Genomic DNA, 12,700 nt, shown 5'->3' with positions numbered 1-12,700 from the left:
ACTTGAACCCTATTGGACCGACGACGCGCTCAGTGGGAAGCGTCGGCGACGGAGACCGGCATCGTCCTGACCATTTCCAGCGCGACGGCGGCAGTGGCTTCGTCGGCGGCCAGGATGGCGTTCGCGTTCACATGGGAAATCAGGGCGAACACGGCGAGCAGGGCAAAGCAGACGATGGTGCGGACGATGGCGAACTTGGCGGCGAAGATGGCGGATTCGACATCATAGCTGGGCATGACGATCTTCCTTCGAGGTCGGTTTTGAATTCCGGCGGCCGGCGTCGCGGCCTGTCGAGGAAGATATTGACACGATCCCGCATGCGCGAAAGCAGAGACATCGCATCTCTGTTCTCGCCATTTCGCATTGCAGCATAGCGCTGTGAAAGACACCGCAAGGGCCAGTTCTTAATGCGGATTGACGTTTCGCAGCGCTCTATCGGAAGAATTGGGGCTTTCGCAGCGCTATTACTGCTCGCTGTCTGGCCTCATTTAAAACATGTGGTGCGGCCTCGTCAAATGACAAGGATTGGGAAGGCCGGATCAGCGACCCGGCGACAGCCGCTCCGCGCTGGCCTTCAGCGTGTCGATCATCACCTGCTGCGCCTCTTCGGTGGTGTCGGCCGGGACGACGAAGCAGATGGTGGCGATGCAGCGTCCGGCCGGATCGCGGACCGGGGCGGCGAGGCAGGTGGTGAAGCGGTCGACCAGCGCGGTGGTGCGGACATAGCCCTGGGTGCGGGCGCGGTGCATGTCCTCCAGGAACTCGTCCTCGGCGATGCGGCGGCCGTCGGGCAACAGGAAGTCGTCGGCCGGGATGAAGCGCCGGATCTCGTCGGCGTCCATGTGGTCGACCAGCAGCCGGCCCGACGCCGTCCACGGGATCGGTACCTTGATGCCGATCTCCGAACTGATGCGGAACATGCGGCGGCCGGGTTCATTCAGCACGACCAGATATTTGTCGCCGTCCAGCGTGCAGAACTGCGCCGTCTCCCCCACCAGCTCGGCGATGTGGGCGACCTCCACCCGTGCCTTGCGGATCAGGTCGACGCTGTCGAGATAGTCGCTGCCGTAATAATGCATCGCCGGCCCGAAATAGACCGTGCCGTCGCCGTCGCGCAGCTCCAGCCAGCGCGCCTCGACCAGCGTGTTGACCAGCTCGTACATGGTGGAGCGCGGGGTGCCGGTGTCGCGCGCGATGTCGGCGATGCGCGTCGGGGCGCGCCGGTCGTGCAGATGCTCCATCAGCGCGATGACGCGGTCGATGCCGCGGGCCCGGCCTGTCGGTTTCTCCGCCATCTGCTTTTCAGCCGCCAGCTTTTCAGCCACTCCGCCGCCCTTCATCAACCCGCACTCCCTGTCGTCCCGCAACCGATTAGCACGCGGATTTTCGGCTTGCCAGCGCTGTTTGTCCGATATACCGTTCACTTGTCTGGAATACAAGACCGACGTCCGATATTTCGGACAAACGGTCCGGGAGGCACAAATGACTGGGATCACGCGACGTCTTTTCAACACCGCCCTCGGTTCGGCAGTCGCCGTCGGCGGGCTTTCCACCGGCTTCTCCGCCGGTATTCTCGGAAGCTGGACGACCCCGGCGCAGGCGCAGGGCGCCGCCTCGGTCGTCACGGTCGCCACCATCGGCGAGCCGCCGACGCTGGACCCGGTCGGCACCACGTCCGACCTCGTCAGCATCATCACCCAGCACATGTTCGAGACGCTGTTCACCTTCGACGGCGACTGGAAGCTGGCCCCCCTGGTGGCGTCAGCCCTGCCGCAGGTCTCGGCGGACGGCAAGACCTACACGATCCCGCTGCGCAGCGGCGTCACCTTCCATGACGGCAGCACCGTCACGGCCGACGACGTGGTCGCCTCGCTGGACCATTGGACCAAGGCCTCGCCGCGCGGCAAGACCGTCGCCCCGCTGGTGGAGAGCATCGCCGCCAAGGGCGCCGATGCCGTCGTCATCGCGCTGAAGGAGCCCTTCGCGCCGCTGATTTCCCTGCTGGCGATGAACAACGGCGCCGCCGCCATCGTGCCGAAGTCGGTGATCGACGGGCCGGGCGCGCTGAAGTCGCTGGTCGGCACCGGCCCCTACAAGCTGCTGGAGCACAAGCCCGACCAGTATATCCGGCTGGTCCGCCATGACGGCTACGTCTCGCCCGCCGGCACGCCCAGCGGCTATGCCGGCAGCCGCAAGGCCAACATCGGCGAGGTCCGCTTCGTCCCGGTGCCGAACGCCGCCACCCGGGTGTCGGGCGTGCTGGCCGGCCAGTACCAGTTCGCCGACAGCCTGCCGGCGGAAACCCTGCCGCGCATCAAGGGGGCCGCCGGCGTCAAGCCGGTGATCGTCAAGCCCTTCGGCTTCCCGCTGATGATCATGAACACCAAGACCGGCGTCATGGCGAACCAGAAGCTGCGCCAAGCGGTCCTGGCGGCGCTGGAGCCGAACGACATGCTGCTGGCGGGTCTGGGCGATCCCGAATTCGTCCAGGCGGAGGGGTCGATCTACGCCCAGGGCACGCCGTTCTACGACGAGACGAGCGCCAAGCCCTACAGCGACCATGCGGCCGGCAAGGCGGCGGACCTGCTGAAGGCCGCCGGCTACAAGGGCGAGCCGATCCGCATCATGACCTCGGTGCAGTACGAGTTCCTGTACAAGATGAGCATGGTGGCCCAGGCCCAGCTCGAAATCGCCGGCTTCAAGGTCGACCTCCAGGTGCTGGACTGGGCGACTCTGCTGCAGCGCCGTGGCGACGACAAGGGCTGGGACGCCTTCTTCACCTATCACACCTTCGTGCCGGAACCGTCGCTGATCACCGTGCTGAACCCGAGCTATCCCGGCTGGTGGGACAGCCCGGCCAAGCGCGAGGCGCTGGCCGCGTTCAACCGCGAGATGGACCCGGCGGCCCGCAAGGCGAAATGGGTGACCTTGCAGACGCTGTTCTACAGCGAGGTGCCGAGCGTCAAGGTCGGCGAGTTCTACAACCTCGCCGCCAGCAGCGACAAGCTGACCGGCTACACCCCGACGCCCTGGCCGTTCTTCTGGAACACCGACCTGAAGGGCTGAGGGGCGATTGGATAATTCCCTCTCCCGTCCCGGGAGAGGGAAGGGGCCCATGCGGAGCATGGGAAGGGTGAGGGGTTATCCAAGGAACCATGCGGTTCAGGATGCTCGCCCTACCCCTCACCCTCCCCACGCCTGAGGGCGCGGGTCCCCTCCCTCTCCCGGGACGGGAGAGGGGAATTCTGTGCTTTTCCTCGGTCCGGGACCGCAACCATGCTCGTCTACGTCGTCCGCCGGTTCGCCGGCATGATGATCGTCATGCTGCTCGTCGCCATGGTGGTCTTCCTGATCGCCCGCGTCGTGCCGGGCGATCCCGCCGCCGTCATGCTGGGGTCCGCCGCCACGCCGGAGGACATCGCGGCGCTGCGCGGCCGGCTCGGGCTCGACGAGCCGCTGCTGACGCAGTTCCTGCTCTATCTCGGGCAGATCGTCCGCTTCGACCTCGGCGAGTCCATCTTCCTCAACCGCCCGGTATCGCAGGCGCTGGCCGAACGGTCGGAGCTGACCGCCCTGCTGACCATGATGTCGGTGGGAATCGCCATGCTGATCGGCGTGCCGATCGGCATCCTGTCGGCGGCCAAGCGCGGCGGGCTGATCGACCAGACCTCCGTCGGGCTCGCCATGCTGGCGGCCAGCGTGCCCAGCTTCTGGATCGGGCTGACGCTGATCAAGTATCTGGCGGTCGACCATGCCTGGTTCCCGGTCGCCGGCTACGGCCCGCCCGACGCCGACCTGATGGAGCGGATGCGCCATCTGGTGCTGCCGGCCATCGCGCTCGGCATTCCCAATTCGGCGCTGATCCTGCGCTTCACCCGCACCAGCATGCTGGACGTGATGAGCCACGACTATGTCCGCACCGCCCGGGCCAAGGGGCTGCCGCCGCTGGTCGTCGTGCTGAAGCATGCGCTGCGCAACGCGATGATCCCGATCCTGACGGTGATCGGCCTGACCACCGCGGTGATGATCGCCGGCGCCATCGTGACGGAGACCGTGTTCGGCCTGCCCGGCGTCGGCAACCTGATCGTCTCGGCCGTGCTGCGCCGCGACTATCCGGTGATCCAGGGCGCCCTGCTGGTGGTGTCCGCCATCTATGTGCTGATCAACCTGACGGTCGACCTGCTCTATGCCGTGGTCGATCCGCGGGTCCGTTATTGAGAGGGAGGGTTTCCATGGCAAGCGTCCCCGCCGGTCACGGCACCGTTCCCCTTCCCTCTTCCGCCGGGCCGCAGCGCAGCCGGTCGCCGCTCGCCCTGCTGATGCGCCAGCTGTTCCGCCGCCGGCTGGTGGTGCTGTCCTTCCTGATCATGCTGGCGATCCTGGCGGTGGCGCTGCTGGCGCCCTGGATCACCCCCTTCAACCCGACGAAGATGGACATCCTCGGCCGGCTGAAACCGCCGACCGCCGCCCATTGGTTCGGCACCGACGAATACGGCCGCGACGTGCTGTCCCGCGTGATGCTGGGCGCCCGGCTGTCGCTGCTGGTCGGCCTGCTGGTCGTGGTGGTGGCGACTGTGCTCGGCACGCTGCTGGGGCTGGCCGCCGGCTATGTCCGGCCGCTCGACGGCGTGCTGATGCGGCTGACCGACGCGCTGATGGCCTTCCCCGACATCCTGCTCGCCATCGCCTTCATGGCGGCGCTGGGGCCGTCGCTCTACAACGTCGTGCTGGCGCTCGGCATCGTCTACACCCCGCGCGTCGCCCGCGTGGTGCGCGCCGCCTGCCTGGTGGTGCGCGAGATGCCCTATATCGAGGCGGCGACGGCGCTGGGCGCGTCGACCCCGCGCATCGTCTTCCTGCACATCCTGCCCAACCTGATCTCGCCGATCCTGGTGCAGGCCACCTTCATCTTCGCCTACGCCATCCTGACCGAGGCCGCCCTGTCCTTCCTCGGCGTCGGCGTGCCGCCGACCACGCCGACCTGGGGCAACATGATCGCCGGCGCCCAGCAGTATTTCCAGCAGGCCGACTGGCTGATCCTGTTCCCCGGCTGCGCCATCGTCCTGACCGTGCTGTCGCTCCAGGTCGTCGGCGACGGGCTGCGCGACGCGCTCGACCCCCGGCTCCAGAAGGCCAAATGAGATGAGCGATTCTCTTCTTATCAAGGGCGCCCGCGTCATCGACGGCACCGGCGCCCCCTGGTTCCCCGCCGACGTGCTGGTGGAGCGCGGACGCATCGCCGCCATCGGCCCGATGCTGGACGCGCCGGACGCCGAGCCGCTGGAGGCGCAGGGGCGCTTCCTTGCCCCCGGCTTCATCGACGCCCATTGCCACGACGATTTGATCCAGCTGCGTCAGCCCGGCCGGCCGGAGAAGGTGGCGCAGGGCGTCAGCACCGTGGTGGTCGGCAACTGCTCCTTCGGCCTCTACCCGCAGAGCCCGGACAGCGGCGGCCCCTTGCGCGAGCATTTCGGCAACCTGCTGGGCACGGTGACGACCCAGGAAACCTTCACCGATTTCGCCGGCTACCGGGCGGCGCTCGACGGGCGCGGCACCGCCATCAACCTCGTCTCGCTGGTCGGTCACGCGGCGTTGCGCCTCGCCGTCATGGGCTGGCAGAACCGCGCCGCCACGACGGAAGAGCGCGAGGCGATGGCGGCCCTGCTGGCCGAGCAGCTTCGCCAGGGCGCGCACGGCCTGTCGCTCGGCCTCGTCTATCCGCCCAGCGCCTGGGCCGACCGCGCCGAGCTGGTGCGGCTGGCCGAGGTGGTGGCGGAGCATGGCGCCCTGCTGACCGCCCATGTCCGCTCCTATGAGGGCGGGCTGATCGCCTCGGTGGACGAGTTCCTCGACCTGCTGAAGGCCGGCGGGGCGAGCGGCCTGCTCTCCCACCTGCAAGCGGCGGGAAAGCCCTATTGGGGCAGCCTGCCGCGGGCGGTGGAGCGGCTGGAGATCGCCCGCAAGGGCGGCACCGACGTCAGCTTCGACATGTACCCCTATCCGGCCGGCTCCAGCACCATCCTGCAACTGCTGCCGCCCTCGGCGCTGGCGGGAGGGGTGGAGGCGCTGCTGGCGCGGATGGCCGACGCCGACGGTCTGGCGGCGTTGCGCCGCGCGGTGGAGGGCGGCGAGGCGCCGGGCGACGCCGGCTGGGAATCCAAGATCCGCCTGATCGGCTGGGAGAATGTCCGGATCGGCGGCGTCGGCGAAGCGGACCTGCGTCCGCTGGAAGGGCTGTCGCTGACCGAGATCGCCGAGACGGCGAAGGAATCCCCCTTCGACACGCTGGTCCGCCTGATCCGCGCCGACCGCGGCCGCACCAACATCGTCATGTTCCAGCTGGCCGAGGCCGATCTGGAAACCGCGCTGTCGCACCCGCTGCACATGCTGGGGTCCGACGGGCTGCCGCGCGAGACCGGCAAGCCGCACCCGCGCGCCTTCGGCAGCTTCCCGCGCTATCTCGCCCGCGCCATCAGCGGCGAAGGTGGGCTGGGGCTGGAGGATGCCGTGCGCCACATGACCGCCGTCCCGGCGCAGCGCTTCGGCCTGTCCGACCGCGGGCTGGTCCGGCCGGGCATGGTTGCCGATTTGACCCTGTTCACCGCCGACGTGGCCGACCGCGCGACCTTCCAGGACCCGACGCAGCCGCCGCACGGCATCACCGACCTGCTCGTCGCCGGACAGTTCGTCCTGCGCGACGGCGGCCACACCGGCGCCCGTCCGGGCAAGGCCCTGACCCGCGCCTGACCTTTCAAGACAGTGCCGTTTCAAAACCAGTGAGGACCCGATGACCAACCGCAAGCCGATCTTCGCCGAGAAGGGGGCCAAGCCCGCCGGCCAGTACAGCCACGCCATCGTCGCGAACGGCTTCGTCTATGTGTCGGGCCAGGGGCCGCACCATCCGGAGACCGGCGCGCTGCCCGAGGATTTCGCCGGCGAAGTGCGCCAGACCCTGCGCAACCTGGAAATCATCCTGAAGGCCGCCGGTACCGACCTCGCCCATGTGGTGAAGGTCAACAGCTATCTCAGCGATCTCGGCCGCTTCCAGGAATACAACGCGCTCTATTCGGAGTTCTTCCCGACCGAGCCGCCGGCCCGCACCACCATCGGCTGCCAGCTGAACAACATCCAGGTCGAAATCGACTGCATCGCGGTCCTGCCGCAAGCGTAACATCCCGAGTACACGGCCGATCCCCGGCTTCACCGCCGGGGTCGGCCCTTTCCCTCTTGTCGCCTTTGGAGCGGTCCCATGCGCGTCGACGAACTCGACACCCCCGTCCCCGTCATCGACCTCGACCGGGTCGAGCATAACCTGACCAAGATGCAGGAATACTGCGACCGGCACGGGTTGGCGCTGCGTCCGCACATCAAGACCCACAAGCTTCCCCAATTCGCCCTGCGCCAGATCGAGCTGGGCGCCGTCGGCATCACCTGCCAGAAGATCAGCGAAGCGATGGTGATGGCCGAGGCCGGCTGCGCCGACATCCTGCTGACCTATCCCATCGTCGGCGCCGCCAAGGTGGCACCGCTGGCCGAGCTGGCCGGCAAGACCAAGCTGACGGTGGCGCTCGACAACGCCGTCGCCCTCGACACCGTGGCGGCGGCCGCCGCGCAGGCCGGCGTCGAGATCGGCATCCTGGTGGAGTTCGACAGCGGCGACGGCCGCTGCGGCGTGCAGACGCCTGACGAGGTGCTGACGCTGGCCCGCCGCGCCGCCGGCAACGGCCTGACCCGTTTCCGCGGCCTGATGACCTACCCGCGCGGCCCCCGCACCGTGCCCTTCGTCGCCGAGACCCGCGCCCTGCTGGACGGCGCCGGCATCGCGGTGGAGACGGTGTCGGTCGGCGGCACCCCCGGCTGCTGGGACACCCACGAGCTTCCCGGCGTGACGGAGCTGCGCGTCGGCACCTACATCTATCACGACCGCGCCACCGTCGGCGCCGGGGTGGCGACGCTGGACGAATGCGCCGTGCATGTCTACGCCACCGTGGTCAGCCGCCCCACATCCGACCGCGCCGTTCTCGATTGCGGCAGCAAGACGCTGTCGAGCGACCGCGTAGCCCCGTCGGTCGGCGAAGGCTACGGCCTGATCCTCGACTATCCCGACGCGGTGATCGTCCGCGTCAACGAGGAGCATGCGGTGGTCGACCTCAGCCGGAGCGCAGCGAAGCCTGAGATCGGCGACCGCGTCCGCATCCTGCCCAACCATGTCTGCGTGGTGACCAACCTGCACGACCGCATGGCGATCAGCCGCAACGGCGAGGTCACCGGCGACTGGCCGGTGCCGGCCCGCGGCTGCACCCGCTGATCCGCCCCTCGGGGTCGCATTCTATTCCCTCTCCCGCCCCGGGAGAGGGAAGGGGCCCATGCGGAGCATGGGAAGGGTGAGGGGTTGGGCACGAAGCCATGCGCTTTGGGGCCATGCGGTTCCGGCTTCTCGGACCACCCCTCACCCTCCCCGCCTTCGGCGGGTCCCCTCCCTCTCCCGGGGCGGGAGAGGGCGATCACCGCACCCGCTGCCCCCCTTACCGGGATCCCGTCATGGACGCTGACCTCACGCTCGACATCCGCAACCTGCAAACCCACTTCACCGCCGATTCCGGCGTGTCGAAGGCGGTGGACGGCGTGTCCTTCGCCGTGCGCCGCAACGAGACGCTGGCCGTCGTCGGCGAATCCGGCAGCGGCAAGTCGGTGACCAGCCTGTCGGCGATGCGGCTGATCCCGACGCCGCCGGGCATCATCGCCGGCGGCGAGATCCTGTTCCGCGGTCGCGACGGCCAGGTGCGCGACCTCGCCCGTATCAGCGAGCGGGCGATGCGCAGCGTCCGCGGCAACGAGATCGGCATGATCTTCCAAGAGCCGATGACCTCGCTGAACCCGGTCTACACCGTCGGCGACCAGATCGGCGAGGCGCTGCGCTACCACCAGGGCCTCGACCGCTGGGCGGCGCGGGCCGAGGCGCTCGCCATGCTGAAGAAGGTCGGCATCCCGGCGGCGGAGCGGCGGCTGGACGAGTACCCGCACCAGATGTCGGGCGGCATGCGCCAGCGCGTGATGATCGCCATGGCGCTGGCCTGCCGCCCCACCCTGCTGATCGCCGACGAGCCGACCACGGCGCTGGACGTGACCATCCAGGCGCAGATCCTCGACCTGATGCGGCGGCTCCAGGAGGAGACCGGCACCTCGATCCTGTTCATCACCCACAATCTGGGCGTGGTGGCGGAGGTGGCGCACCGGGTGGTGGTGATGTATGCCGGCCGCATCGTCGAGGAGGGCGACGTGCGCTCCCTGCTGAAATCGCCCAAGCACCCCTACACCCGCGGGCTGCTGGCCTGCATGCCGCATCTGGGTCAGCGCCGCGGCGACGGCGGCCGGCTCTACGCCATCCCCGGCAGCGTGCCGAGCCCGGTGAACCGCCCGGCCGGCTGCACCTTCGCCCCGCGCTGCGCGCTGGCCGAACCCGCCTGCCTCGCCGCCGAACCCGTGCTGGAGCCGGTCGGCCCCGACCATTCCGCCCGCTGCCGCCGCTGGAGGGACGTGCAATGAGCACCGATACCGTCACCGAACAGCCCCTGCTGAGCGTCCGCAATCTGGAGAAGCGCTTTCCGGTGCGCGGCGGGCTGCTGCAACGGCCGGTCGGCTGGGTGAAGGCGGTGGACGATTTGTCCTTCGACCTGAAGCGCGGCGAGGTGCTGGGGCTGGTCGGCGAGTCCGGCTCCGGCAAGACCACCGCCGGGCGCAGCATCCTGCGGCTGATCGAGCCGACCGCCGGCTCCATCCGCTTCGCCGGACAGGAGATCACCGGTCTGGCGACGGCGGAGATGCGGGCGCAGCGCCGCCGCATGCAGATCGTCTTTCAGGACCCCTATGCCAGCCTCGACCCGCGCCAGCGCGTGCGCGACGTGATCGGCGAGGCGCTGGTGATCCACAACATCGGCAGCCGCGCCGACCGCCGCGACCGGATCGCCGCCCTGCTGGAGAAGGTCGGCCTAAGCGCCGACGCCATGGACCGCTTCCCGCATGAATTCTCCGGCGGCCAGCGCCAGCGCATCGGCATCGCCCGCGCCCTGGCGGTGGAACCCGACTTCATCGTGGCGGACGAGCCGGTGTCGGCCCTCGACGTCTCGGTGCAGGCGCAGGTGGTGAATTTGCTGGGCGACCTGCAGCGCGAGCTGGGGCTGGCGGTGCTGTTCATCGCCCATGACCTGGCGGTGGTGCGCTACATCAGCGACCGGGTGGCGGTGATGTATCTCGGCCGCCTGATGGAGATCGCGCCGAGCGATTCCCTCTACGAGCGTCCGCGCCATCCCTACACCATGGCCCTGCTGTCCGCCGCCCCCGACCCGGACCCCGACGCGCCGAAGTCGCGGATGCTGCTGGACGGCGACGTGCCGAGCCCGATGAACCCGCCGTCGGGCTGCGTCTTCCGCACCCGCTGCCCCTTCGCCCTGCCGGCCTGTGCAGAGCCGGAAGCCCGGGCGCTGCGCGAGGTGGCGCCGGGGCATTCGGTGGCGTGCATTCGGGATGATGTGGCTCCGGCGATGGCGACCGGGGCCTGAGTGGGATTGAGGGCTTCGAACCCGGTCATCGAAGCCCCCACGTCCGGATCGTCGGACGCTCAAGCCGTCAGACCTGCGCCAGCCCGCCGTCGACGAAGACTTCGCCGCCGGTCATGAAGCTGCTGTCGGCGGAGGCCAGGAACGCCGCCACCGCGCCGGCTTCCGAAGGGTCGCCGATGCGGCCGATGGGCGTGGTGCTGCCGAGTGCGTCCATGGCTTCCTCGCCCACGACCTCCAGCGCCAGCTCCGTCCTGGTCGGACCGGGCGACAGCACGTTGACGCGGATCCCGGTCCCGCGCAGGTCCAGCGCCCAACTGCGCGCCAGATTGCGGATCGCGGCCTTGGTCGCGCTGTAGATGCTGAATTGCGGCGTCCCCATCACTCCCGCGCTCGACCCGGTCAGGATGATCGAGGACCCCGCCTTCATCAGCGGCAGGGCCTTCTGCACCGTGAAGACCAGCCCCTTCACATTGACATCGAAGATCTGGTCGTAATGCTCGGGCGTGATCTGCCCGAGCGGCGCGAACGACCCCGTTCCGGCATTGGCGAACAGGATGTCGAGCCCACCCCGTTCCGCCTTCACCGTGTCGTACAGCCGGTCGAGGTCGGACAGGTCGGTGACCGATCCCCTGACCGCCCGCGCCGAAGCCCCCAGCCGCGCCACGGCGGCGTCGAGCGCCTCCTGCCTGCGGCCGAAGAGGTAGACGAACGCCCCTTCGTCGACGAAGCGCTGGGCGGCGCCCAGGCCGATGCCGCTGCCGCCACCGGTCACCACCGCGGTCTTGCCCTGTAGCCTGCTCATGATGTGCTCCCTGGTTGAGATTGCACTGAGCTGGCGAGCCACCCACCTATGGACAAGTATGCACCTTTTTGTAAGTGCCCCAGAAAATGGCGGTTCGGAAAATGACGACCAGTTCTTCGACTCCATCCCAGCCGCAGCAGAACCCGCCGGCGGAGGGGACCTGCACCCCGACCCTGCCCGGCTTCACCTGCGGTCTGGACGCGACCCTGCGGATCATCGCCGGCAAGTGGAAGCCGCTGATCCTGTATTTCCTGGCGCAAGGCGGTCCCTACCGCTATGGCGAACTCCGCCGGGCGATCCGCGACGTCAGCGACAAGATGCTGATCCAGCAGCTCAAGGAACTGGAAAGCGACGGGCTGGTGAAGCGGACCGACTACAAGGAAATCCCCCCGCGGGTGGACTACAGCCTGACCCCGCTGGGTCACAGCTTGGCCGAGGCGCTGGTGCCGCTCTGTTCCTGGGGCACGGAACACATGGACGAGGTCAGCCGGGTCTTTGCCAAGCGGGAGGGCTGGGGCGCGAAGGGGCGGTGAGCCCGACTTCATCGTGGCGAGCGAGCCGGTGTCGGCGCTCGACGTCTCGGTCCAGGCGCAGGTGGTGAACCTACTGGGCGATTTGCAGCGCGAGCTGGGGCTGGCGGTGCTGTTCATCGCCCATGATCTGGCGGTGGTGAATTACATCAGCGACCGGGTGGCGGTGATAGATCTCGGCCGCCTGATGGAGATCGCGCCAAGCGATGGGCTCTACGAGCGTCCGCGCCACCCCTACACCATGGCCCTGCTGTAGGCCGCCCCCGATCGGACCCCGGCACGCGGAAGGCGCATGCTGCTGGACGGCTACGTGCCGAGCCCGATGAATCCGCCGTCCGGCTGCGTCTTCCGGACGCGCTGTCCTTTCGCCCCGCCGGCTTGTGTAGAGCCGACGGGGCGGGAGTTGCGAGAGGCGGCGCCGGGGCATTCGGTGGCGTACATCCGGGATGATGTGAGGGTGGGGTAAAAGTCGGCTTTGCCTCAAATACTGATGCTATGCCGAAGACGAACGACGCAGCTATTCGGGGTGCGCGCCATGTTGTCAAACAGGAATCTACGGCGGTTGCAGACACGCTCAAGAGGTGTATAAATTAGCTATCAATTCGTCGAGACGGATATGGCTGAGCTCACAACGGAACTCCAGGCGCTAGTCGATAGCCCCCAAGAAAGCCTTAATATTGAGGTCAAGCGCTGGCTCGACCTAGGTGACAAGGCTGGCGCCGCCACCATCGCGAAAGCCGCCATCGCCCCAGGGCTCCGAAGCCGGGTTAACAGCGGTTTACGAACGTCGAAGTTTCTGATTCGGTGGA

At 68.4% G+C, this 12,700-nt stretch carries 14 protein-coding genes and 1 pseudogene; 12 read left to right on the top strand and 3 right to left on the bottom strand.

The annotated features are described in order from the left end of the window. Positions 1–29 precede the first annotated feature (29 nt). Positions 30–236 (bottom strand): hypothetical protein, encoded by a 207-nt coding sequence (locus JHL17_RS05630; RefSeq protein WP_200191079.1) that lies wholly within the window; start codon positions 234–236, stop codon positions 30–32. 303 nt (positions 237–539) lie between these two features. After that, the gene (locus JHL17_RS05625; protein WP_200191078.1) at positions 540–1,340 is read right to left on the bottom strand and encodes an IclR family transcriptional regulator; all 801 of its coding nucleotides are present in this window, start codon (positions 1,338–1,340) and stop codon (positions 540–542) included. A gap of 142 nt (positions 1,341–1,482) precedes the next feature. On the opposite strand from JHL17_RS05625, the gene JHL17_RS05620 reads away from it, so the two are divergent. The 8 genes from JHL17_RS05620 (at position 1,483) to JHL17_RS05585 (ending at position 10,559) form a co-directional block, all read left to right on the top strand. Continuing rightward, positions 1,483–3,066, top strand: coding sequence for an ABC transporter substrate-binding protein (locus JHL17_RS05620; protein ID WP_200191077.1), 1,584 nt, complete (start codon positions 1,483–1,485; stop codon positions 3,064–3,066). Between the two features lie 210 nt (positions 3,067–3,276). Next, the gene (locus JHL17_RS05615) at positions 3,277–4,218 is read left to right on the top strand and encodes an ABC transporter permease (protein WP_200191076.1); all 942 of its coding nucleotides are present in this window, start codon (positions 3,277–3,279) and stop codon (positions 4,216–4,218) included. A gap of 14 nt (positions 4,219–4,232) precedes the next feature. After that, positions 4,233–5,141 carry an ABC transporter permease gene (locus JHL17_RS05610; RefSeq protein WP_200191075.1) on the top strand — a complete coding sequence of 303 codons (909 nt, stop codon included), beginning with the start codon at positions 4,233–4,235 and terminating at the stop codon, positions 5,139–5,141. Between the two features lies 1 nt (position 5,142). Next, entirely contained in the window at positions 5,143–6,747 is a 1,605-nt protein-coding gene (locus JHL17_RS05605) for an N-acyl-D-amino-acid deacylase family protein (protein ID WP_200191074.1), read from the top strand. A 40-nt stretch (positions 6,748–6,787) separates the two neighbouring features. Continuing rightward, complete coding sequence (locus tag JHL17_RS05600) at positions 6,788–7,171, top strand: RidA family protein (protein WP_094304977.1); 384 nt, start codon at positions 6,788–6,790, stop codon at positions 7,169–7,171. A 78-nt stretch (positions 7,172–7,249) separates the two neighbouring features. Further along, complete coding sequence (locus JHL17_RS05595; protein WP_200191073.1) at positions 7,250–8,308, top strand: alanine racemase; 1,059 nt, start codon at positions 7,250–7,252, stop codon at positions 8,306–8,308. Between the two features lie 233 nt (positions 8,309–8,541). Continuing rightward, a complete protein-coding gene (locus JHL17_RS05590) occupies positions 8,542–9,546 on the top strand; it encodes an ABC transporter ATP-binding protein (protein ID WP_200191072.1) in 1,005 nt (334 codons plus the stop codon). Beyond that, positions 9,543–10,559: an ABC transporter ATP-binding protein gene (locus JHL17_RS05585; RefSeq protein ID WP_200191071.1), complete on the top strand. Its 1,017-nt coding sequence runs from the start codon at positions 9,543–9,545 to the stop codon at positions 10,557–10,559. Before JHL17_RS05590 ends, JHL17_RS05585 begins: the two co-directional genes overlap by 4 nt. A gap of 67 nt (positions 10,560–10,626) precedes the next feature. Here JHL17_RS05585 and JHL17_RS05580 read toward each other — a convergent pair whose 3' ends face one another. Continuing rightward, a complete protein-coding gene (locus JHL17_RS05580; RefSeq protein WP_200191070.1) occupies positions 10,627–11,361 on the bottom strand; it encodes an SDR family NAD(P)-dependent oxidoreductase in 735 nt (244 codons plus the stop codon). A 101-nt stretch (positions 11,362–11,462) separates the two neighbouring features. Here JHL17_RS05580 and JHL17_RS05575 point away from each other — a divergent pair, with 101 nt between their 5' ends. The 4 genes and pseudogenes from JHL17_RS05575 to JHL17_RS36800 form a co-directional block, all read left to right on the top strand. Further along, complete coding sequence (locus JHL17_RS05575; RefSeq protein WP_200191069.1) at positions 11,463–11,894, top strand: winged helix-turn-helix transcriptional regulator; 432 nt, start codon at positions 11,463–11,465, stop codon at positions 11,892–11,894. 13 nt (positions 11,895–11,907) lie between these two features. Continuing rightward, positions 11,908–12,147, top strand: a complete 240-nt coding sequence (locus JHL17_RS37965; RefSeq protein WP_425599583.1) for an ABC transporter ATP-binding protein — start codon at positions 11,908–11,910, stop codon at positions 12,145–12,147. A gap of 15 nt (positions 12,148–12,162) precedes the next feature. Beyond that, a pseudogene (locus JHL17_RS37960) lies at positions 12,163–12,357 on the top strand (oligopeptide/dipeptide ABC transporter ATP-binding protein); the annotation flags it as partial. Positions 12,358–12,507: 150 nt separating this feature from the next. Continuing rightward, on the top strand, positions 12,508–12,700 hold a 193-nt coding region (locus JHL17_RS36800), incomplete at its 3' end, for a hypothetical protein (protein WP_211113323.1).

Source organism: Azospirillum endophyticum (assembly GCF_016595245.1).
Taxonomy (GTDB): domain Bacteria; phylum Pseudomonadota; class Alphaproteobacteria; order Azospirillales; family Azospirillaceae; genus Azospirillum; species Azospirillum endophyticum.
Note: the sequence above shows the minus strand (reverse complement) of the source record. Positions and strands in the feature narration are given on the sequence as shown.

Bases quoted from the DNA above. Each gene is read 5' to 3' on its own strand.
- JHL17_RS05630 (WP_200191079.1), bottom strand. From the start codon at position 236: ATGCCCAGCTATGATGTCGAATCCGCCATCTTCGCCGCCAAGTTCGCC.
- JHL17_RS05625 (WP_200191078.1), bottom strand. From the start codon at position 1,340: ATGAAGGGCGGCGGAGTGGCTGAAAAGCTGGCGGCTGAAAAGCAGATG.
- JHL17_RS05620 (WP_200191077.1), top strand. From the start codon at position 1,483: ATGACTGGGATCACGCGACGTCTTTTCAACACCGCCCTCGGTTCGGCA.
- JHL17_RS05615 (WP_200191076.1), top strand. From the start codon at position 3,277: ATGCTCGTCTACGTCGTCCGCCGGTTCGCCGGCATGATGATCGTCATG.
- JHL17_RS05610 (WP_200191075.1), top strand. From the start codon at position 4,233: ATGGCAAGCGTCCCCGCCGGTCACGGCACCGTTCCCCTTCCCTCTTCC.
- JHL17_RS05605 (WP_200191074.1), top strand. From the start codon at position 5,143: ATGAGCGATTCTCTTCTTATCAAGGGCGCCCGCGTCATCGACGGCACC.
- JHL17_RS05600 (WP_094304977.1), top strand. From the start codon at position 6,788: ATGACCAACCGCAAGCCGATCTTCGCCGAGAAGGGGGCCAAGCCCGCC.
- JHL17_RS05595 (WP_200191073.1), top strand. From the start codon at position 7,250: ATGCGCGTCGACGAACTCGACACCCCCGTCCCCGTCATCGACCTCGAC.
- JHL17_RS05590 (WP_200191072.1), top strand. From the start codon at position 8,542: ATGGACGCTGACCTCACGCTCGACATCCGCAACCTGCAAACCCACTTC.
- JHL17_RS05585 (WP_200191071.1), top strand. From the start codon at position 9,543: ATGAGCACCGATACCGTCACCGAACAGCCCCTGCTGAGCGTCCGCAAT.
- JHL17_RS05580 (WP_200191070.1), bottom strand. From the start codon at position 11,361: ATGAGCAGGCTACAGGGCAAGACCGCGGTGGTGACCGGTGGCGGCAGC.
- JHL17_RS05575 (WP_200191069.1), top strand. From the start codon at position 11,463: ATGACGACCAGTTCTTCGACTCCATCCCAGCCGCAGCAGAACCCGCCG.